At 39.9% G+C, this 21,249-nt stretch carries 14 protein-coding genes; 10 read left to right on the top strand and 4 right to left on the bottom strand.

Translation table 11 applies throughout. From position 1 onward, the window contains the following. Positions 1–3: 3 nt before the first annotated feature. Positions 4–735, top strand: coding sequence for a WecB/TagA/CpsF family glycosyltransferase (locus LM917_RS12570; RefSeq protein ID WP_232697868.1), 732 nt, complete (start codon positions 4–6; stop codon positions 733–735). A 23-nt stretch (positions 736–758) separates the two neighbouring features. Next, positions 759–1,889 carry a glycosyltransferase family 4 protein gene (locus LM917_RS12565; RefSeq protein ID WP_232697867.1) on the top strand — a complete coding sequence of 377 codons (1,131 nt, stop codon included), beginning with the start codon at positions 759–761 and terminating at the stop codon, positions 1,887–1,889. Between the two features lie 756 nt (positions 1,890–2,645). Here the strand turns inward: LM917_RS12565 and LM917_RS12560 are convergent. Further along, the gene (locus tag LM917_RS12560; RefSeq protein ID WP_232697866.1) at positions 2,646–3,299 is read right to left on the bottom strand and encodes a YigZ family protein; all 654 of its coding nucleotides are present in this window, start codon (positions 3,297–3,299) and stop codon (positions 2,646–2,648) included. 302 nt (positions 3,300–3,601) lie between these two features. On the opposite strand from LM917_RS12560, the gene LM917_RS12555 reads away from it, so the two are divergent. The 4 genes from LM917_RS12555 (at position 3,602) to LM917_RS12540 (ending at position 11,989) form a co-directional block, all read left to right on the top strand. Beyond that, on the top strand, positions 3,602–4,795 hold the full coding sequence (locus LM917_RS12555) for a TolC family protein (protein ID WP_232697865.1): 1,194 nt from the start codon (positions 3,602–3,604) through the stop codon (positions 4,793–4,795). Between the two features lie 374 nt (positions 4,796–5,169). After that, entirely contained in the window at positions 5,170–8,319 is a 3,150-nt protein-coding gene (locus LM917_RS12550; RefSeq protein ID WP_232697864.1) for an S-layer homology domain-containing protein, read from the top strand. Positions 8,320–8,455: 136 nt separating this feature from the next. After that, the gene (locus LM917_RS12545; RefSeq protein ID WP_232697863.1) at positions 8,456–10,714 is read left to right on the top strand and encodes a hypothetical protein; all 2,259 of its coding nucleotides are present in this window, start codon (positions 8,456–8,458) and stop codon (positions 10,712–10,714) included. A gap of 486 nt (positions 10,715–11,200) precedes the next feature. After that, the gene (locus LM917_RS12540) at positions 11,201–11,989 is read left to right on the top strand and encodes a tyrosine-type recombinase/integrase (protein WP_232697862.1); all 789 of its coding nucleotides are present in this window, start codon (positions 11,201–11,203) and stop codon (positions 11,987–11,989) included. 112 nt (positions 11,990–12,101) lie between these two features. Here the strand turns inward: LM917_RS12540 and LM917_RS12535 are convergent, their stop codons facing one another. From LM917_RS12535 to LM917_RS12525, 3 genes are all read right to left on the bottom strand, one after another. Beyond that, positions 12,102–12,923, bottom strand: a complete 822-nt coding sequence (locus LM917_RS12535) for a hypothetical protein (protein ID WP_309241950.1) — start codon at positions 12,921–12,923, stop codon at positions 12,102–12,104. A gap of 45 nt (positions 12,924–12,968) precedes the next feature. Then, a complete protein-coding gene (locus tag LM917_RS12530; protein WP_232697958.1) occupies positions 12,969–13,832 on the bottom strand; it encodes a tyrosine-type recombinase/integrase in 864 nt (287 codons plus the stop codon). A 359-nt stretch (positions 13,833–14,191) separates the two neighbouring features. Further along, the gene (locus tag LM917_RS12525) at positions 14,192–16,024 is read right to left on the bottom strand and encodes a hypothetical protein (protein ID WP_232697860.1); all 1,833 of its coding nucleotides are present in this window, start codon (positions 16,022–16,024) and stop codon (positions 14,192–14,194) included. Between the two features lie 253 nt (positions 16,025–16,277). On the opposite strand from LM917_RS12525, the gene LM917_RS12520 reads away from it, so the two are divergent. From LM917_RS12520 to LM917_RS12505, 4 genes are all read left to right on the top strand, one after another. After that, a complete protein-coding gene (locus LM917_RS12520) occupies positions 16,278–17,642 on the top strand; it encodes an MATE family efflux transporter (RefSeq protein ID WP_232697859.1) in 1,365 nt (454 codons plus the stop codon). A 357-nt stretch (positions 17,643–17,999) separates the two neighbouring features. Further along, positions 18,000–18,971 (top strand): accessory Sec system S-layer assembly protein, encoded by a 972-nt coding sequence (locus LM917_RS12515; RefSeq protein WP_232697858.1) that lies wholly within the window; start codon positions 18,000–18,002, stop codon positions 18,969–18,971. A 73-nt stretch (positions 18,972–19,044) separates the two neighbouring features. After that, positions 19,045–19,980 (top strand): SLAP domain-containing protein, encoded by a 936-nt coding sequence (locus LM917_RS12510; RefSeq protein WP_232697857.1) that lies wholly within the window; start codon positions 19,045–19,047, stop codon positions 19,978–19,980. Positions 19,981–20,053: 73 nt separating this feature from the next. Further along, a complete protein-coding gene (locus LM917_RS12505) occupies positions 20,054–21,055 on the top strand; it encodes an SLAP domain-containing protein (RefSeq protein WP_232697856.1) in 1,002 nt (333 codons plus the stop codon). Positions 21,056–21,249 lie beyond the last annotated feature (194 nt).

The following is a 21,249-nucleotide window of genomic DNA, read 5'->3' as shown; positions in this document are numbered from 1 at the left end:
ATTATGAACGTCATTCGGATCCTTGGGGTCCCTTTCTCTAAACTGGGTTTTCAGGAAACAGTCGATTATTTTACGGCTGAGATTAAGGCGGGGAATCGGACGCGTGTTATGACGGTCAACCCGGAAATGGTCATGATGGCTCAAGGGAATTCATCCATGAGGAAACTTATTGAACAAGCCCACGTCACACCAGATGGAATTGGTATTGTAAAAGCAGCACGCTGGACTAATCAGCCGATTCCAGAACGAGTTACGGGCGTTGAATTATTAGTAAGCCTGATGGAGAAAGCTAATGAAAATAACTGGGGTGTTTACCTCTTGGGTGCTGCGCCAGATGTAAGCCAAAAAGCAGCAGAAATTCTTGCCGAACGTTATCCACATGCACGAATTGTGGGAAGGCAAGATGGATTTTTTAACTCGGAACAGGAAAAGCAGATTGTGGCAGACATTAGAGAAAAGAAGCCAGAATTACTTTTTGTCGCTATGGGAGCTCCAAAACAAGATGAATGGATTGCTAAACACTGGGAGGCATTGCCTGTTAACTTAGCGATGGGTGTAGGAGGAAGTCTGGATATCATCTCTGGAAAGGTGAAGCGAGCGCCAAAATTTTGGCAAGCGATTCATCTGGAATGGTTTTATCGTCTACTAGCCACACCGTCACGCTGGAGAAGACAAGTGGCAATACCAAAGTTTATTGTTGCAGTGCTGTGGGGTCGGTTAAATAAGCGAACCTAATCGCAGTAGAGAGGGGAAACATCATGTCTAGTTATGTCCTCGGACTGTTAACTTCAATGGTCGTAGCTTTTATCGCTACCCCATATGTGAAGCGACTAGCTGAAAAAATTGGGGCGGTTGATGCACCAAATCACAGAAAAGTTCATACGAAAATTATGCCCCGCATGGGCGGTTTGGCGATATTTATAGGTTTTGTGGTGTCATTTGCGATATTCGCACCAATGACACAGCAATTGTTGTCGAAAGAGATGATGGGGATTTTTATCGGGGGAGTCATCATCCTGATAACAGGGATTCTGGATGACAAGTATCAGTTATCTCCTAAGTGGAAGCTTGCCGGGCAATTGTTAGCAACAGTAGTTGTTGTTGCAGGATTCGGACTCAAAATTGGTGTCGTTAACTTGCCGCTTGGCGTAAATAGTATTGATTTTACTCAAGGATGGTTAGCATGGCTAGCGATTCCTATCACGATGGTCTGGATCGTTGGGGTAACCAACTCGATTAACCTGATTGATGGACTAGATGGTCTATCAGCAGGTGTATCAGCGATTGCAACAGCGACGATGGCGATTATGGCTATCATCATGAAGGATACAGGCGTTGCGATGTACAGCTTCATTTTGTTCGGAGCGATCATCGGGTTCTTGTACTTCAATTTCCATCCAGCCAAAATCTTTATGGGTGATACAGGAGCATTGTTCCTTGGATTTAACCTAGCTGCCCTTTCGATCATGGGCTTTAAGGAAGCGGTATTTGTTTCCTTTATCATCCCGATCGTCGTTCTAGGTGTACCACTCTGGGATACATTCTTTGCGATTGTGCGTCGCTTGCTGAACAACAAGCCAATCTCAAGTGCAGATAAAGGTCATTTGCATCATTGTCTGTTGAATATGGGATTGTCTCACCGGATGACGGTAATCACGATCTATGGAATGAGTGCTTTCTTTGGAGCAGCTGCGATTCTCTTAACTCAGATAAACACGGCTGGTCACACTTTTTGGATGACGCTTATTATTCTGGCAGTTCTGGGTTTTGTGATTCATATGGTCACTGAAATCGTTGGACTGGTTGGTAAGAAAAATCGTCCAATCATTAACACGTATCAGCGTTTACGATTGAAAAAGGTTAATAATACGACCCGCAGAGGTCAGTAATAAATGGGAGTCGCTTCGTAAGAAGTGGCTCTTTTTTGTAATTTGAATGATCTTAATGACTACTGTAGTGGGTTGGCAGAAGAAGCACATTTTTTGTCCGTGAACTCGTTAAGGTCCAGCAAGGATGCTGAGACTGTCCGCTACACAGCAAATAGTGCGGAAAGCGCAAAAAGACGAAAGTGCTACGCAGTATCTCATGGGTTGCGCTTTTTAATCCGCACTCTTTGCTGTGTAGCTAGGTAGGACCTTAAATAGTTCTAGCCAAAAAATGTGCTTCTTCTGCCAAGGGCTACTGTGGAAAGAAAAAATACAATTAAAACCAAAAGCATGAAAAAACCAGCTTCTCTTTTCACACAGAGCGACTTGGCGTAGGCCGACCCAGCGGAGCACTATTCATCGGGAAAAAGAAGCGAGCCCCAGCAAGTCTTACAGTGAAGACTTCGTTGTGAGCTTCCCCGATGAATAGTGCGGAGCGGACAGTCTAACCCCATTTGGGGCGAAGACTCTTAGCAAAGTGTGAAAAGAGAAGCTGGTTTTCTCCACTAAAGTAGGATGAAGATTTTTGTTCAAGTTATTCCGCCGCTTTCCAAAGAAAAAAGCCACTTCTTAAGAGGCTCTTCAGAGAAAGTTAAGGTTATTATCCAATAGTTGGGCGCAACCTATCTGCAACTTGGAGCGTCTAACATATCAGAGTCAAAATGAGTTTCTTCTATATAATATGGTTACTTGCAAAAATGTTTGTCCATAAACTAAATGTTACTCGGTATCCTGAATGGCTTCGACTGGCAGTTCGATATAATCTTTATTACCTAGCTCAAGTCTAGCCTGTCCATTCGTCAGATCAGTGATGCGTTCCATGAAGGCTATCTCTTCACCTGCTGGCAATTGGACACGAACAGCAACCAATTCAGCATAATCAATCCCGTCTACGCGGTGGTTACCAAGGCGAAGCTCGTTCTCAATCTTTCCCCACCAATGGTAGTCCAGCGTAATGATGACTTCCTGGTGTAGAATGTGAGCAACGATTCCGGCTGCCTTTAGCGCGGTTACAGTTCCTGCTGTATAAGCTCGAACTAACCCGCCAGCACCCAGCTTAATTCCACCGAAGTAACGGGTAACCACGACGGCTGTATCTTTTACACCGTTTTTCTTTATGCATTCCAGAATAGGTTTACCGGCAGTACCACTTGGTTCGCCGTCATCGTTGGAACGTTGGATTTGGTCGTTCTCTCCGATGATAAATGCACTACAGTTATGGGTAGCATCCCAATGTTTCTTTTTAATCATGGCGATAAACGCCACAGCTTCTTCTTCTGTGGTAACTCGCTGTGCATATCCAATAAAACGTGACCGATCGATGACGATTTCGTCCTCGCCATATCCGGCCACGGTTTTATAATGTTGTAACATATCAATCACCCCATAGGTAAGCATATCTAGAAATAAGCCTTGTTGCAAACTAGGCTGAAATTTTTTGCAGGAATATTCGTATTCCATATGAAGTGTGGGGCACTTCTATGAAAAAAGTTGTCATATCAGAGTGAATGAGCCGATAAGCATAATAAAGGTTGAGCTTGATTCTACCAATTGTAGCGTTTGACAGATTGTCAAGAGATACTGCTCTTTTCTTTGATAGATAACGTATGATTATAGTAAGTGACCGTAGCCAGAAAGATTATTAAAAATGATTGAGCTAAAGGAGTAGATTAAAAATGAATTTTCCTTATTCCAAACAAAAATGGATGGCGCTCACCATAGCAGCGATGGTCATGACATCAAGTGGTGGAGTGGCTTTTGCTGCAACCCCTCAGGAGGCAAAGCCGGAGGTGAAGCAGGAGCAGCCAGCGTCACAGGTATCTAAGCAGGATAAGAAAATTGCAGATAACCAATTGACTGTAGAAAAAGCAATTGAACTGACCCTTGCTAACAACACAAGCCTGAAAAAGCAAAAACTTGAAACAGCTGCAGCGGACATTACGTCTGACCAAGTAGAGTTCGGAAGTAACAAGATTAAATCTGACTGGGTACAGGATCTAGGCACGGCTCAAGCCAAGTATGTTCAGACAATGCGTGCTGAAATTGGTGCACAGCTTTCCAAGTTAAGTGTAGAGTTGTCTGAGGGACAGTATAAGCTAGGTGCTGAAAAAGCGTACTATGATCTGTTACATGCACAAGACGAATTGAATCTGAAAAAACTCAGTTTCGATCGTTCTGAATCACAATTAAAAATTGCAAATGCTGCCTTTGATGTAGGAACGCGTGCGAAAACGGAAGTCTTGCAAGCAGAGGCAGGCCTCGCTCAGGCGAAAGCTGCCTTAACTCAGGCAGAAATTGAGGCTGAAACAGCACGCCTGAATTTAAACAAGTTCATGGGCGTAGACTTAAACAAGAAATGGGAGCTACTAACCAACTCTACTAATATCAAGACTGATGTTATCGCATTGCAGCCAGCTATCGACAAAGCATTGAAAGAGCGGCTTGATGTGAAACAGGCAGAGCAACAGGTAGTGCTAGCAGAGAAAGAGCTGAAAGTCATCGACGAGTATGCCACCATGTACGGTTTTGCTGCTCGTCTGGCAAAAAATAAGATGGAACAAGTAAAACTGGATGTGGAACAAACCAAGGAACAAGTGAAAGTGGATCTGATGCAGGCACATTACCAGGTTGATTCGGTAAAGAATGCGTTAGATGCTCTGAAAAAGGGTAAAGAGGCAGCAGAAGAAAACTATCGCTTGAGCAAACTGCGTTTCGAGAATGGGCTGGCAACGGCAATTGAGGTTATGGGTGCCGGAGAAGAACTTTCGAAGAGTGAATCCAGTTATCAGCAACGTGTACACCAATTGAACCTTGCTGTAATGCAATTCGAAAACGCGATTTACCTGCCAGTATCCGGTGGAGGTCACTAGATAAACTGGAAATATAGGAAGCTTCGCGAATTTCTGACAAAGTTTCACTTGGAAAATTGGTAAAAAGATGTTGATGACAGCCAGATTTGGCAATATTATAATGATTTTTGTAGTAAGACGTCCCTAAAAAATGGGATAAGAGAAGTTTTTTAAAAAATTTTTTTGAATCACCGCAACTTTTTAAGCTAAAACACGTTTAATAGAATGTCGAAGCAATTGCGGCTAAATTCCTAAAAAAGGATTCACGAAGTCTAGCAACTATGATACACTAATGACTGTTGCACTTTTAGACACGATTCGCTAGTTTAATGCATGGAAGTATGAAGAAGTTATTCTTTCAATAAAGCGATCCTGCGAAAGGAGGTGAAACGCGCTTGCAGGATTCGGGCTGGAAAAAGAAAGAGACATCTAGTAATAAGATATCCCAAAATAATTTGTTATATACCAGAGGAGGAGAACCTAAGGTTATGAAAAAGGTTGTTAATAGCTTATTGGTGAGTGCCCTAGCACTATCCGTAATACCAACAGTTGCTGGAGCAGAAGATGCGGCAACACCTGTAAAATTGGATCCACAAATGGAGAAAGTAGTACAACGTTTGTCTGCTCTTGGCCTAATCAAAGGTAATGAGACAGGAGATCTTCAACTTGACAAAACGATTACTCGCGCTGAATTCGCGACTATCATGGTTCGTTCTGTAGGAAAAGCTGAAGCAGCTCAAAACGCTACTTTCGTTCCTTACTTCAAAGACGTTACTGCATCTGACTGGTTCAAAGGTTGGGTAAGCATCGCAGTTAACGAAAAATTGATCGTTGGTTATGCTGACAAAACATTCAAACCTAACAACGATGTTAACTATGCACAAGCAGTAACTATGATGGTTCGTGCACTAGGTTATGACCTATACGCACAACAAAAAGGCGAATGGCCTAACAGCCACATCGCTGTAGCTTCCGAACTTGGAATCTCTCAAGGTGTGTCTATCGACCCTAACAAAGCTGCTACTCGTGGCGACATTTTCAAAATGCTTGACAACTCTCTAACTGTTGACATTGCAAAACAAAGCTCTTGGGGTACTAACAACGACTTCCAAATCCTTAAAGGTCGTAACCTGTTGAACGAGTACCTACAAGTTAACGTTTATGATACAAAATGGACTCAAACTGGTAACAACAAACCAGAAGATCTTCCAGTTGTAACTAACGTACCAGTTATCGGTCTTGGTAAATTGGCTGCTAACGAAGTTGAATTTACTGGATCTAACGCATTCAACAAAACAAAATACGTTGTTACTGAAGGAATCAACGCAAACGACTTCATTGGTCAACACGTACAAGTATGGGTTAAAAACCGTGATAACACTGTAATTTGGATGGAAGATTCTGAATCCGAAACAGTTGTTAAAGATCGTTTGGATTCCCTATATATCAAGAGCAAAGAAGTAAAAGATGACGTTAAAGAAGCTGATCTAGCTGACGCTCTTGATGATGGAGACGTATCTGTCGAGTTAGTTAACGGTAAAAAATACGATCTAGCTAAAGACGTAACTTTGACTTACAACTACCAACGCATTGGTGATAGCGAGAAAAAAGTTGCTGAAGCCCTAAAAGGAATGGTTAAATACCTTGATGAGTACTCCATCAAAGTTGTTCTTGACCAAAAGGGTAAAGTTAGCTATCTGTACATCGTTGACGACAAAACTGTTGACAGAAACTGGGTAGAAAACAAATTTGGTTCTGAAACAGTTAAATCTGTATCTACGAAAGAAATCAAAACCCTAGTTGGTAAAGATCTATCTCTGAAAGATTTAGAAGAAGGCAAAGATTACTTGGTATTCTTGGATGGAAAACCAGCTAAACTGGCTGACCTGAAAGAAAACGATACGTACTCTGCATACCGTCCTGATGGAGACAAAGACAAACTTCTTATTTTCGCTAACCGTACTATGATTGAAGGTAAAGTTGAAGAAGTTAAACTGTATACTGATGCTAAGAAAAACAGAATCAGAATCAACGGTAAAGATTACAAATTAAACAAAGCTTCTTACAAATATGATGAGAAGAAAGATGCTGTTAACGAAATTACTAACGACGAGATCAAATCTCTTGACGGCACTAACGTAAAACTCTTCTTAGATTCAGCTGGTACTGTTCGTCATATCGAAGCATTGGAAGCTAACGCTCGCAAACAAACTGCAGTTGTTTCCAGATCTGCTCAGTACGACAAAATCAACAATGAATATGTATTCACGGTCGTAACTGAAAAAGGTAAAAAGAAAAAACTAGAACTTGATCCATCTGACATCCGTGATGCTAAAGGTAATAAATTTGGCAAAAATGATGTTGATAAACTTCAAATCTCTGCAGACCAACCAGTAGTAGTTAAAGTTGAGTTCGACGCTGATGACAAAGTTAAAGAAGTTCGTCTAGTTGATTCCAGTGATCTTAAAGAAGTTAAAAACTGGAGAGATAACTCCAACAAAGACAAAAACCGTGTAACAATCGGTAGCAAAACTTACGATCTAGCTTCTGACGCATCATTCTTTGACTTAACAAGATTCAAAGCAGCAGACGACGAGTATACCAATGTTAAAATGCTTAAATGGAAAAGCATCGCTGAGAAAAAAGCTACTGTATGGGCATTGGTTGATGGCTCTGAACTAGATGCAGCATTCGTATTGGATGCTGATAGCCTAGCTAGCACTAGCGAATTCGGTTTTGTAACAGGCGCTACTTACAATAATGGTAAAGATTACCTAGAAATGAACTACCTTGATGAGGATGGCAAATGGGTTTCCAAGAAGTTCAAATATGAAGGAGACAAACCTGCACAGTTCAGAGACCATTTCGTCCGCTTCACTGCTACTAACGAAGATGAAATTGATGAAGATGACATCTACAAACTAGTAAGCACTAAACCTGATGCACCAGATATGAGACTTGATGATGATGCTGCTAAAGCAGATTTGACTGTTAAAGCACCAATCTTTGTTGATGACATTAAAGGTAAAATTATCCATTTTGGTAAAGAAGAATATCGTACAGATTCTGACACTATTTACCTCGATATTGATGGTGAAGAAGTTGGTCAAATTAACGAAGACGACTATGCATTCGTATTCTCTGGAGAAGATGATGAAGTTCTTGAATTCGTATTGATCGTTACTGACGAATCTGAAGTGGATGAAAAAGATTGGGATATGAAGAAATTCTTGGATGGTAAACCAGGCCCAGTTGATCCAGACCCAGAATATATCGACTTCACTAACAACACTTATGAAAAATATGCAGGTGGACTGTACCTATACGGTATTGCAGGGGAATTGACTGGTAAGGCTGCAGAAGGTACCTCTGTTACTATTAAAGTAGGTTCTGTAACTAAAACAGTTGATGTAAAAGATGCTAAGTTCTCTGCTGGTATCTGGAGCGATGCTGGTGCAGCTCTAGAAACTAAAGCAACTGTAACTGTTTATAAAGGATCTGAAAAGATTCATGAAGAAGATGTTAAAATTGTTGAGAGCAAATAAGTAAAAAACTATATTAATCACGAATCAGATCAGAGGATAATATCCTCTGATCTGCCTAGTGATTTACAGGTATTACAATATATGAATTTACAGAAAAATAGATTTCCAACAACAATTCTGTTTGGAGGGGTAGTAAGTGAATAAAAAAGTAGTCCTATCAGTGCTATCTACAGCACTTGTTACTAGCATGGCAACTTCTGCATTTGCAGCATCCACAGGTTTCTACCTAGGTGGCGATGTAGATAAATATTACAGCGGCGATGCTCTAATTAACAAAGCAGCTGCTGCTAAATTTGCATCAGAATTACCAGCTTTGGGTAAAAACCAAATTCTATTCGTAGATAACCAAAATAGAGTAGCTACTCTTCAAGATATGGAAGCTGCTTTAGATGCAGGCAATACCAGTAGCGCATCTGCTTTCAAACCAGCTACAGGAGCTGCTTTTGATGCAATCGGTGGAGAACAAGGTTTCTTCGCAGTAAACCCAGATGGTACTGCTGCTACTGATAAAGTAAAAGTTCCTGAGCAAGACGAAACTCCTGCTGGTGATTTGAAAGTTGAAAGCGTAAGTGCTATTAACGCTAAAAAACTAGAAATTAAATTTAGCCAAGAAGTTGATGCAACTGAAGCTAAAGATGTAGCAAACTATACTATTGTAGGGCTTGGTACAAATCCAGTAATTGCGAATGGTTATGATCTTAAAGACGACAACAAAACACTTGTAATTACGTTGACAAATCCTATTGCTAACGGCACAACTTTTGTAGTAACAGTGGATGAAATTCAGTCTAAAGCAGATGCGGAAGTAAAATCTCCTAAGTTTACTAAAACCATTTCTTTTAGTGATACTGTAAAACCTGCTCTTGTTGATGTAAAATATCCACAATCTGGTGTGGCTGTAGTTAACTTCACTGAAGAATTGCAACCTCTTGCTGCCGGTACAGTAAAAGTATTTGCTGATGGTAGCGAAGTTCAAACAGTTAATTCTCAACTGACTGCTGATGGAAAAGGCATTGAGTTGGCTGGTCTTGCTGCGAATAAAGAATACCGTGTAGTTATTCTTGGTGCTAAAGACTGGAGCAACAACTTGGTTAACCCAAATCCATTGGAAGTTACTGTGAAATCAACTGTGGTTGATGCAATTAATCCAGAAGTTACTTCTGTTAAAGCAGTTGGTTTTAATAAAGTCGAAATTAAGTTTAGCGAACCAATTAAGAATCAAGGTACACCTCAAATTCCTAACTACCTCACATTGAATGCAGTTGGAGTTACTGTAGATGCACAAGCCTATGATTCTAAGACTAACATTGTAACTTTAACAGTTTCCGGTGTTAATGCAGCTGGAGTTAAAGCAGTTACTGTATCTGCTTATAAAGATTTGGCTGGCAATGATGGAGATAGTTTCACTTCAAACGTAGTGTTTGGTGATATTATTCCGACTGTCGATAAAACAGAAGTTGTGAAAGATGGCACCGATACTATCGTTAAGCTTACTTTCAAGAATGATGTAACTCTTGCTACTTCCCTAACTGGCGACATCATCGGTAAAGTAACTACCCCAGAAAATGTAGTGAAAGCAGTCAACTATCCTGTTTCAGGAAACCTATCACTGGATGGAGCAAACGCGAAGGTAGTAAAAATTAAAGTTCTAACTCCTATTGTTGGTAAATACGAAGTAAGCGTACCTAAAGCTGTATTTGGCCCAGGCCTTCAAGAGGATTTGAAACTTACATTTGACATTGCAAAATCTGTAGATTCTTCTGTACCTGCAATTAAAGTTGATGCAGGAACCGGTAATGATAAGGTTGAAATCACCAATAAAGCGGTACGTGTAGAGTACACCATTCCTATGGGACAATCTGCCCTTGATGTAAATAATTACACAGTGAGTGGTAAGAAAGTATTTGATAAAGCAATCTTTATAGAAGAGGAAAACGTGGTTGAACTGACTCTAAATGATAAAGCCATTGAATTTGATGGTGCTTACGACTTAGAGATCAGTAAAAATGTAAAAGCCAAAAATGGTGTGGCTTTGGCAAAAGCATACACTTACACTGGCGATTTCAAAGAGAATGTTGCTCCAACTATTGCTAAAGCTCAATTTAACGGTGCAAGCGAGATCGTTCTTACTTTCTCTGAAAACATTGTAACTAATGATGTAGTAGCAGGTATTGAAGTACTGGTTGATGGTACAAAAGCATCACTTGCTCCTATCGCTGAGATTGATGTAGCTACTAATACTATTAAACTAGTAACAACTACTGGTGACGATTTTGTATCAGCAGATGAATTTGAATCTGCTGTAGTGGTAGTAAACATCAAAAAGGATAACAATATTACTGATGTAAATACAAATGAGTTGAAGGCTATTGTTGGTGTACCTGTTAAAAAGTAAAACACTTTCTTAATAAGCTCAAATAACGCGGGCGATAGAAAGCAGAAACTGTACCCTATACACAGAAATGTGTACGGGGTCTTTTTTTATTTGTCCCATCAACTTACTGTAAAACTCTGATTCAGTTCACTGAAAAAACCACTTATATTCGATTGGAAAAATACTTTCCAAGCACGCCAACAAGCGGAAAGTCTTAATACTTTGGTACTCTTACTGAAGAATATAAAAATTGCGGCTAGTTACAGCAACACCCCTCGAAACCTAGTAGTCATTTCCATACGCAACCTTACCTAAGTTGTGATCCGTTCAACAAGTTAAATCACCCCTGTTTGTTTCGAAATAAGCTAAAAGTGAAGCATATATTATTTCCTTGAATGAACAATGGAAGGAGTTGTTTTATATGCTTTTTCTTAGCCTCCCTACCAAGATGATGGAGGGTATTTTGTTTTGGAATACGTTAGGAATGTGTTAGGGGAGGGAAATGGTATGAACCCAATCGAAGAATTTGAGCAGTATTTAGTTGAAAATGGAATCGCACCAAAAACAATTGAATCCTATGTTGGTGACGTGAGAGCTTTTTCTGTGTACCTGATAGAGATGGGTGTGGAGCAACTAACTGACCTGAAACGTTTTTATGTCTCCAGTTACAAAAACCACCTGATGGAAAACAAGTATGCGGTAGCAACGATCAATAAGAAAATTAACTCCCTTCAAGCATTCAATCTGTTTCTGATTGATCGCAGACTGACCAATGATCAAGTGGTTACATTGCGGAAAGACAGAATCAAGGTCAGCCTAAGAAACCATCTCATCATCTGGTTGCTTTTGTACACGGGTGTCCGTGTGAGTGAATTGTGTGGCATCCAACTCAGTGACATAGACTTCCTTACCAGCAATCTTCAGGTAACAGGAAAAGGTGGGAAGTATCGTGAGATACCCATACGTCCCGATCTTATGGAACTAATCAAGGAGCATATGAAAACGGATCGACAGGAAAGTAAACACCAAGATAGCCCTTATCTTTTGTTAAGTCAGCGTTCTTCTAAATTGCACAAAGATGCTGTCAACACGATGTTAGAAGGATTGGGTAAGCGACTAGGATTACGCATGTATCCTCATAAATTTCGTCACACCTTCTGCACGAGACTGTTAAAAAAAGGTGTAGAACTCACCACTGTGAGCAAGTTAGCAGGGCATGGACATATACAAACGACGGCTTACTACTACATTCATACAAGTAAAGAAGAGAAAGGGAGAGCAATTCTATTATTGTAGAAAGGAGATGCAAAAAGACAATGCTTACTTGTCATTTTCCAAATCAAAAAAGCGAAAAAGGATAACTCACCCTTTTTCGCTTATCTTATGCCAATCTAGGAGTCTATACGCCCTACCTTTTCCCTAACAAAGTCTCCATCTCTCTCTCATACCCGTACCTCTGAAAGAATTCAATCAAGGCAACGGCAAAAATATCGCGCTGACTAATATTCTTCTCCTTGCTGTATTCTCGCACTAACTGATCCAAAGTATTAGTCATATGAACCGATTTGGTTACAAAAATTCCTGGAACAGCATAGCGAGGTACTTTACCTGTTTCAGACCCCGGGACGATCAGATCAATCAAGCGATCTCTATTACGGTCTAGAAGCTCCAATAGCGGAATGTAATCACCTAGATGATCTGTACCTAACCGTCCTGTCTTTACACTCGCTGGAAGGGCTTGTAGTGGCTCAGGTGAGATTTCATCTTTTTCCACAGCAGGAATGTCCTGAATAACTTCTCTTTCTTCCTGTACCTTACCAAGCATTTTTTGATAGTTCTTCTTTTCGGCTGACCATACGTATCCTTTGGACTTCATGTAAGTAGCCATTTCACGATGATTGGTAAAGCCTAATCGTTTTGCTATCGTTTTCGCATCAGCATCTTCCTTGTTGAACAAAGAGATTATGGTAGATAGCTTAGAAGAACTGAAGACCTCTTTACCTGAATCGTAATGATCCAAGCGGTTGTAGATAGGTACATAGCTCTGCCGATCACGATCCCACATGAAGTTCTTGCGGCGCATATAAATGTCTAGTGTCTTGTAGCTTTTATGTCCTAGCTCCAAAGCTAGCTGATCTCTGGTTTTTCCTTCTACCATACTGCGCAAGATTAGTTGCACGCGATCATCATAAATCGGTTTTTTATCAGTAGATTGTTCCAACTTACACACTCCTACGAAAATATATCGTTTATTTACAACCGATTGTCTCTATGTTTATAACGTATTAATTGCTTCTGTCAGTTGATCTAGATTGGTATGGGTATAGATACTCGTAACATTCAGAGATGAATGTCCTAATAATTTCTGAATTTGCACCAGATTAACGTCGTTTTTCACTAACTGACTGGCAAAGCTATGACGCAAAATATGGGCAGTTACTTTCTTTCTCCACCCTAGCCTTTTTACAGCATCTGATATTTCTTTGTTCACATAGACTGGAGATAACATTCCAGTTTTTTTTGTGCAAAAAAAGAGAGGAGAGCTGGTATTTGGCCGTTTGAACATAAGATAGTCTTCAAGCAGTGGGAGTAATCGACTGGAAATAGGGATAATTCGGTCCTTGTTTCCTTTCCCTGCAATTACCTGGATCAGTTTATCTTCTAGATTGACGTCGTTTACAGTAAGATTCAGACATTCTGAAATACGTAAACCAGTCATATACAAGACAATAACGACTAGACGAATGAGTTCGTGAGTAATAGAATGGACCAATTTCTCTACTTCATCCTCAGTTAGATAGACTCTTTCCTTTTGTTGAACCTTGATCTTTTCCACAGATAATGCGACATTTCGTACAATCAGTTCCTTTTTACAGGCATAGGCGAAAAAAGAACGCAGGGTATGTAGATTACGAAGCCTGCTTGCTGGGGCATAACCACGCTTTACTTTTAAATAAAAGAGATAATCTTCAATATCAGTGACAGTTACTTCATCGATATAGGCCTCACAGTTATATTTATCTTCTAGAAAGCGAGTAAAAAAAACCAAATCTTTTCGATAACCACTTATGGTTTCTTCACTCCGACCAATAGACAACATATAGTCAAGAAAGGTTTGAACTGTGCTGATTAATACCATCATTTCAACCCACCTTACGCGAATAAGCATAGTGCAAACATATTAATTCACTCGAGAAATCTAGTAATCATTGTAGCCATTTTTGATAGTTTTATAACTTTGTTAATTTAATTAAAAATATTAAATGAATATAAAAAAATCAGACTTTAAATTACATAAAAATACAATTATTGTAAGTGGTTCTCTAAAGTATCATTCTTGATGTAACCATTTCACTATTTTCAACATTCTTTTTTTCAACATTGTTATTGTATGTATTCTAAAGAGTAGCTTTAGGTAGAAGGAATCCCCCTAGATAATCATATCTAAGGGGATTTTCCTTACCAACTATAGTTCGTATGCTATTTAAGCCGAAATGACTAAGGGGTTGTGATCAACTTTGCTGCAGGCTCATAAGCTTGAGCAACGGTTGCGAAATTATCGTTACTAGTAATATCATCAGAACGATTTGCTTGCAATTGTTCGAAGATCGCAGTTGCTGCTTCGATAGTAAGTGAGCCATTATCATAGATTTCAGTGTAGCTCAATTCTTTTACTTTTGAAGCAAGTTCATCACCATAAGCAACTTCAAGGTCATCAATCATTACGTTGAATGCTGCTAGAAGTTCGGAAGTGTTTGTAGAAGCATTGATACCATCAAGATATCCTTGATATTCAGTAACAGCATCTGTCAAAGCTTGAGATACTTCTGCAGTTGTTGTAAATGCTTCCGCTCTTCCTTCACCGTGGTTTACCCAGAAGGTAGAAATTGCTTCTAGACGATTATCTGTGCTTAGGTTAATGTAAGCAGTATTGTTGTATACTTTTACGAAGTCCGTTACAGCTGCAACAATTGTAGATTTAGAAGCATTGTTGATTGCATCAACGTATGCATATTCTTTAGCAGCTTCGTTAGCTTTCGTTACGAATGCTTGAATGTCTGCAGGAGTTTTGAACGTTAGATCTTTACCAGTTTCAAAGTAAACTTTTTTATAAACTGGATTATCACTAACATCAGTCAAACCAAGTTTTGGTGCAGTTAGTGCAGTGAAGAAAGCTTCTTCTGTATCAGCATTGTTTACTGCGGTAATCAGGCTAGCAGCAGCTTTTGCATTTGTTTCATTTACAAATGTTTTGATTTGATCAATTGTTGTAAATTTGAAGTTCGCATCAGCAGATACTTTAGCAGAAGCCTCAGTAACATAATCTGTTGCGTTAGCTGGGATAACGATCTCGCCTAGAGCAAGTGTTTCAGATTGTAATGCAGCTAGAAGATCAGCTTCAACTGTTGTAGCTGAAACGGTATCATTTACAGCCACGATATCCGTTACTACAGCAAGTCTAGCTTCAAATGCTTCCTTAGCAACGTCTACATCATCTACAATTTCAGTTCCAGTAAAGTTAGTTAGCAATGCGTCAGCTGTAGCAACAGCTTCAGTTGTAACTTTTGCTTCTGCGTCAACAACAAGTTTAGTTACTTCAGCAGTATTTACGGAATCAATAATTCCTTGGATATCGGCTTTTGTGTTGATAGAAGTGTTAGAAGAGATTGCTACGAAATATGGGTATGCAATAGATTCAATTTCGCGCTCAATGCTAAGAGCATCAAGTGCTGCTAATAGTTCTACTGGACCTTTTGCATTTTTAACAGCGTCAACTTTTGCTTGATCTGCTTCTGTAGCATCAGCGTTCACGCGATCTACAGCTTTTTGAATCAATTCACGTGTATTTGTGAAGCTACTATCGATTTCAGCTTTATATTCAGCTGCTAAAGCTGGATTAACGTTAGCAATATTAAGAACAGGAGCATTTAATAGCCCGATAATTGTTTCATTTGTTGCTGATTTTAGTGCATCAATTGCAGCAGAAAGTGTAGCGGAAGTGAAGTCAAAAGAAGACTCGACAGAATTAACAGTCAAAGTACCAGATTTACCATCTAGAGATGGGATCGTTAGTGCATAAGTTTTTTCTGTTCCTTCTTTCAATGCAACATCTGTTACGGTAATAGCTTCTTCACCTAGAGATACTACAAAATCTCCTGCAGCAACAGTTTCAGCTGGTGCTTCAAGAGTAACTTCTACTGTTGTAAGGGTAATAGCACTTACGCTTACAACTATTAGTATTTTTTTGACAATTGCTAAAACTACCTCAATAAAACCATTTTTTAACCCAATGTTGAATGACCATTTGTAGAAAAAAGGAATATAGAACACGCCAAAAAACAAGTAATGGAAAAAAACGTAATTTGGAAGTGAGATTTCCATTTTTTTATGGGATATTGCTAATAGTGACTTCATTTTGGAGTAAAGGATGCTGTATGTAGCAAATAATACAGAAAGTAGGATAGTGTTACGTGAAGAGAAGTAGTAGAATAGTTTTTATGCATTCATTTCAGTTGTAATGAATGGCAACAGAGTGGCATAAAACCATACTATTCTTCACAAATAAACAAATTTGAGGTCAACCATGAATCAAACCTTTACTCTTTCACAAAAATCAAAACAGTTTATGATCATCTTATTACCAATCCTGGTCACGCAGGTGGCGCTTTTTTCCATGAGCTTCTTCGATACGATAATGTCGGGGCATGCTAGCGCGATTGATCTGGCTGGTGTAGCGATCGGAACGAGCATTTGGTCACCGATTTTTACTGGATTGAACGGGATCTTGCTTGCGGTTACACCTATTGTGGCGCAATTAATTGGTGCCAAAAATCGTGAACGTGTTCCGTTTATGGTCATGCAAGGAGTTTATCTGGCAGTCGCAATCGCTGTGCTTGTCATTTTATTAGGAGTCTTTTTCCTTGCGCCCCTATTAAATAGCATGAGTCTGGAATCCGGGGTACGTGATGTAGCATTTTACTATCTGGTTTCCCTTGGGTTTGGGATTGTTCCCGTTTTTGTCTATACCGTGTTACGATGCTTTATCGATGCACTCGGCTATACACGAGTTACCATGATCATCTCGCTGATCTCTTTACCGGTAAACGTCGTGCTTAACTATCTATTGATCTTTGGTAAGTTTGGTTTTCCGCGTCTTGGAGGTGTGGGATCAGGGGTGGCTACTGCGATTACGTATTGGATCATCCTGTTTATTACCTTCTATGTTATTAGAAGAGAAGGTGCATTCCAGGAGTACGCGATTTTTAGCAAGCTATATAAAGTAGCGGTGAGCGCATGGAAAGAATTGCTTAAGCTGGGCGTACCGATTGGTTTTTCCATCTTTTTCGAAACGAGTATCTTTGCAGCGGTTACGTTGATGATGAGTCAATTTGATACGATTACGATTGCTTCTCATCAGGTGGCAATGAATTTTGCTTCCTTCCTTTATATGATCCCGATGAGTATCGCCATGGCGCTTACGATTGTGGTTGGTTTTGAGGTAGGAGCGAAACGGTTGCAGGATGCAAGGCAATACAGCTTTTTAGGCATTGGGATCGCAGTGGCGTTAGGAACAGTCTGTTCGATTGTCCTGCTATTGTTTAATGAGCAGGTGGCGAGCCTTTATACTACGGATATTGAAGTATTCGAGCTGGCACAGCATTTCCTTGTGTATGCGATTTTCTTCCAATTATCTGATGCGGTTGCTGCACCAATACAGGGAGCGCTACGTGGCTATAAAGATGTGAATGTTACTTTTGTGGTTTCATTGATTTCATACTGGATAGTAGGTTTACCACTGGGTATTCTGCTTGTGCGGATTACTGACCTGGGAGCGTATGGCTACTGGATCGGATTAATTGCTGGTCTTTGTTTCGGGGCGATTCTGCTTATGTGGAGATTGATCTTGCTTCAGAGACGTTTTGCAAGATCTGTTAAAGAAGGCTCCTAACCGGGAAACAGGGAATAACAGGGGGAAAGAAACAGAAGAACGGTCACCATTCGCTATGAATTGACATCTAAACGGGCGTTTAATACGGCCTTTTTTTTTTCTGTGAAAAACGTCTCGACGTTTTTCATAACATTGGATGTGACCGCTTGCGGTCAAACAAAAAAACGGTCATGACCGTTTTTTTGTAAAGACTGGTAACGCTTCTGATACAACTTTTTACAAGTAGAAACGTCTACCTATATATAAGGAAGAAACAGAGTTTATCAGTTGTCGTATTTTGTGTTTCATACGCTGGTTATGATATAGTGAAAAGATGGAGTATGTGACCGACGATACTATTTATTAGGAGAGAATCAGATGATTTCCTTTATTAAAAACATGCTTTCGGGTAAAGAGAAAGAAGAGTTGCCAAAAAGTACCGAAGAGTCGGTATTGCCAGTAGAGGACCATCATTCTACAGATTCGACGGAAGAAACCAGGGAGACAACTCCTACAAATGGAGCATCTTCAGTTACTGCTACGGATTCCAAACATGTAACGGAGCTCTCACTCCATTCGCAATGGGAGAGAGAATTAGATAATAATGCGAAATACAGCCTTTCTTTTATGGCGAGCGAGCTAGAACCACTGCAAGATGGGAATATCGCGATTTCGGGCTTACATATGGTTCCTCATGAAGAAGGAATTGAAGTAACTGCATTCGTGCGGAATGGTACGAATAGACCGACACGACTAGGGAAAATGACACTTCTCATTCTGATCGAAGGCGACCGTCTGTTTACTCGTCAAGAGTTCGACATGGGTGAATTAGGTGAAATCCCTGCCTACTCAGCCAGACCATGGTCATTCCTCTTTAAAAAAGAGCATTATCTCATAACGAATATTGCTCTAGCTAACTGGAAGCTCGCTTTTGAGCTGGCACAGAAGAAGATGATTCTCCCGCAAAACCTGGAGCTGGAAGAATCATGGATGAGGTCGCTTACGGATAAACAAAAGGATTACTTCATTCAATTGGCGAAAAGTTTACCTCCATTAAAAGAAGGCGAGGTAAATGTACAAAGTGTTCAGGCATCCAAGCAAGATGATGGCACGATTCGTACGATTCTCTTAATAAGAAATGGTTCCACCCAAGATTTATCTATTGAGAAACTCCCGCTCGCGATGTATGATGCAGCAGGGGACAAAGTGGCGGAAGGATTGTTTACTCTTACTAACTTTGTGGTCCATAAAGAAACAAGCAAGCCGTGGATGTTTATTTTCCCGGCAGACAGTGTTTGTAAACAAGAACCTGATTTATCACGTTGGAAGGTGCAAGTTCCTTCCCAGTAATCAGCTAATTGACCTATACATGTGAAATGATATGATAGAAAAAGATTCCGTTGGAACGGTGAGGAGGAGCAGTATGTTTAGTTTTTTGAAGTCATGGTTGAACAAAGACAGCGATGAAATGCGCAACACAGAAGAGTTGAAAAAAGACCTGTCTCAGACATCGGTTAATCGCATTGAGGAGAAAACCGCTGAACAGAGGAAAGAAGTGGATCTTGAGTTATCTTTACACCCAATGTGGGATATGAATCTGGATCAATCGAAAAAGTATGCGCTAGGTTTTATAAATGAAGGATTACCTAAGATTCCTGAAGGTACGTTTGCTGTTACCGGATTTAGCTTAATTCCTCGTGAGAAAGGCGTTACGGTATCTATGTTTTTACGTAACGCATCTTCAAAACCGATTAATTTAAAAGACGTGGATTTGATCCTAAAGATAGAAGATCAGATTTTTGCAGAAGGAAACATCGACCTAAGCCATGCAGGAGAAATTCCTCCATACAGCAGTCGTCCGTGGGAAGCAACTTTTGCTGATGAATTCATCGTTTACGATCGCTCGCTGGACTTTAGTAACTGGAGTCTTGCTATTCGAATGGGGCAGCCAGAATATATTTGGCCAAAAACTCTTGAGATAGACCCACAAATGGAAGCCAAAATGACTGATTCCATGAAAAAGAAATTACATTTTTTGGTTGAAAATTTACCGCCACTTCAAGAAGGGACGATCTCGTTTACTGGATATGATGTTGGATTGGCGAAAAATGGGCAGTTAGTAGCAGCTATGTTGATACGTAATGCAACACGTAATACTTATAATGGTAAAAAATGGGATATAGTAATTAGTAACACCGAAACAAACAAAATAGTAGCACAAGGTAGAGTAGATGCTAGCCGTGTAAAAGTACAAGCTGGACATAGTCGTCCATGGATTCTGGTCTTCCCTGCTGATAAGGTGAAGAATACAGAAGACTTAACGAAGAAAAACTGGGCAATCCAAGTAAAAGAAGTGTAAGGAAGTTGAGGGCGGAGGGTGACTGTTTAGTTGGTCAGTCACCTTCCCTTGTTCATGCATAGGAGGTTAAACAATGAGTTATAAATTGGCTAATTTATTTGGATCTACGGAAGGGTTGGATCAGGCTCGTAAAGATATCCATGATCACCTGCAAAAAGAAGTTTATTTAGGTGTATCTGGTCTTGAACAACCTGAGCTGTCATCCAACCGTCTATCCTCGAAGGAACTGGAGATTTATGAAAACAGCTTCTGGGCAAAAGAACTAGATGATGTCGAACTAGAATTCCTGCAAATGATCCACGACGAACTACCTAGTGTGGTGCGTGATGAAATTGGTGTTTTTCCATTTTTCACGAATGTACTAAATGATGGATTCTTGGTTATAACATTCCTGCGCAATGCAACAGAGAAAGATATCATTTTGAACAAGCTTCCACTTGCACTAGTTGATGCAAAGGGTAACGTATATGCTCGCAAGACATTTGAATTATTAGCTGTTGGGCCAGTGCCTAAATTGTCCAGCCGCCCGTTGGAGTTCAAGTTCGATTGGGAGAACTTCATTGAAATGCCTGATGAAGATACTCAATTGACTATGGTTTATGATAATGACACAGTAAAACAGTTTAAGCGTGACGAGGAACTAGTAGAGAAACATAATGGCTTGACTGATGAGGAAGAAGAGACCTATACGCAAAAAGTAGAAGAACTTTTCCCAATCAAAAAAGGTCAGGTAGAATTACAAGCCATCGATTTGGTACAAGTGAAAGATGGTGGATTAAAAGTAATCGTTGCTTTCATGAATGGGCTAGAAAAACGTGTAGAATTTACAGAGGTTCCTGTTATCATTTGTGATGAAAAAGGCCGTCAGATCGCCAATATGCACTTTGGAATGCAAAGCCTGCAAGTTCAACCAAACAATCGTCGATTGTGGGGCTTCTATATACCAGTTAGCTCGATTGAGGCAAAAGATATGGATGTTAGCAAGTGTAAAGCGTACGTTCCAGAAGCAAGACAAGACAAAGATGTAAAGCGTCAACAAGAACGAATGAACGATCAAAACGGACTTATTCAGTAATTCACTCACGGTTCGCGGATACATTCATTTATTTTCTATTAAAATATGATCCTTCTGAATTTTTTCAGAGGGATTTTTTGCAGTAAAAAAGGATTTTACGAATATTTTACGAATAATGTATGAAGTTTTGGAAATATTTGGTGAAAGGCAATGGCTGGCGGTTGAGTTTTATATTTTGATACTATATAACAGAA

This window comes from Brevibacillus daliensis, from assembly GCF_021245735.1.
Taxonomy (GTDB): domain Bacteria; phylum Bacillota; class Bacilli; order Brevibacillales; family Brevibacillaceae; genus Brevibacillus_B; species Brevibacillus_B daliensis.
The sequence above is the reverse complement of the archived record's forward strand: the minus strand, read 5'-3'. Positions and strand labels throughout refer to the sequence as shown.

What these genes read in the sequence shown, in the direction of transcription:
- LM917_RS12540 (WP_232697862.1), top strand. Translation starts at nt 11,201, where the DNA reads ATGAACCCAATCGAAGAATTTGAGCAGTATTTAGTTGAAAATGGAATC.
- LM917_RS12560 (WP_232697866.1), bottom strand. Translation starts at nt 3,299, where the DNA reads ATGTTACAACATTATAAAACCGTGGCCGGATATGGCGAGGACGAAATC.
- LM917_RS12515 (WP_232697858.1), top strand. Translation starts at nt 18,000, where the DNA reads ATGATTTCCTTTATTAAAAACATGCTTTCGGGTAAAGAGAAAGAAGAG.
- LM917_RS12565 (WP_232697867.1), top strand. Translation starts at nt 759, where the DNA reads ATGTCTAGTTATGTCCTCGGACTGTTAACTTCAATGGTCGTAGCTTTT.
- LM917_RS12505 (WP_232697856.1), top strand. Translation starts at nt 20,054, where the DNA reads ATGAGTTATAAATTGGCTAATTTATTTGGATCTACGGAAGGGTTGGAT.
- LM917_RS12530 (WP_232697958.1), bottom strand. Translation starts at nt 13,832, where the DNA reads ATGGTATTAATCAGCACAGTTCAAACCTTTCTTGACTATATGTTGTCT.
- LM917_RS12570 (WP_232697868.1), top strand. Translation starts at nt 4, where the DNA reads ATGAACGTCATTCGGATCCTTGGGGTCCCTTTCTCTAAACTGGGTTTT.
- LM917_RS12510 (WP_232697857.1), top strand. Translation starts at nt 19,045, where the DNA reads ATGTTTAGTTTTTTGAAGTCATGGTTGAACAAAGACAGCGATGAAATG.
- LM917_RS12555 (WP_232697865.1), top strand. Translation starts at nt 3,602, where the DNA reads ATGAATTTTCCTTATTCCAAACAAAAATGGATGGCGCTCACCATAGCA.
- LM917_RS12520 (WP_232697859.1), top strand. Translation starts at nt 16,278, where the DNA reads ATGAATCAAACCTTTACTCTTTCACAAAAATCAAAACAGTTTATGATC.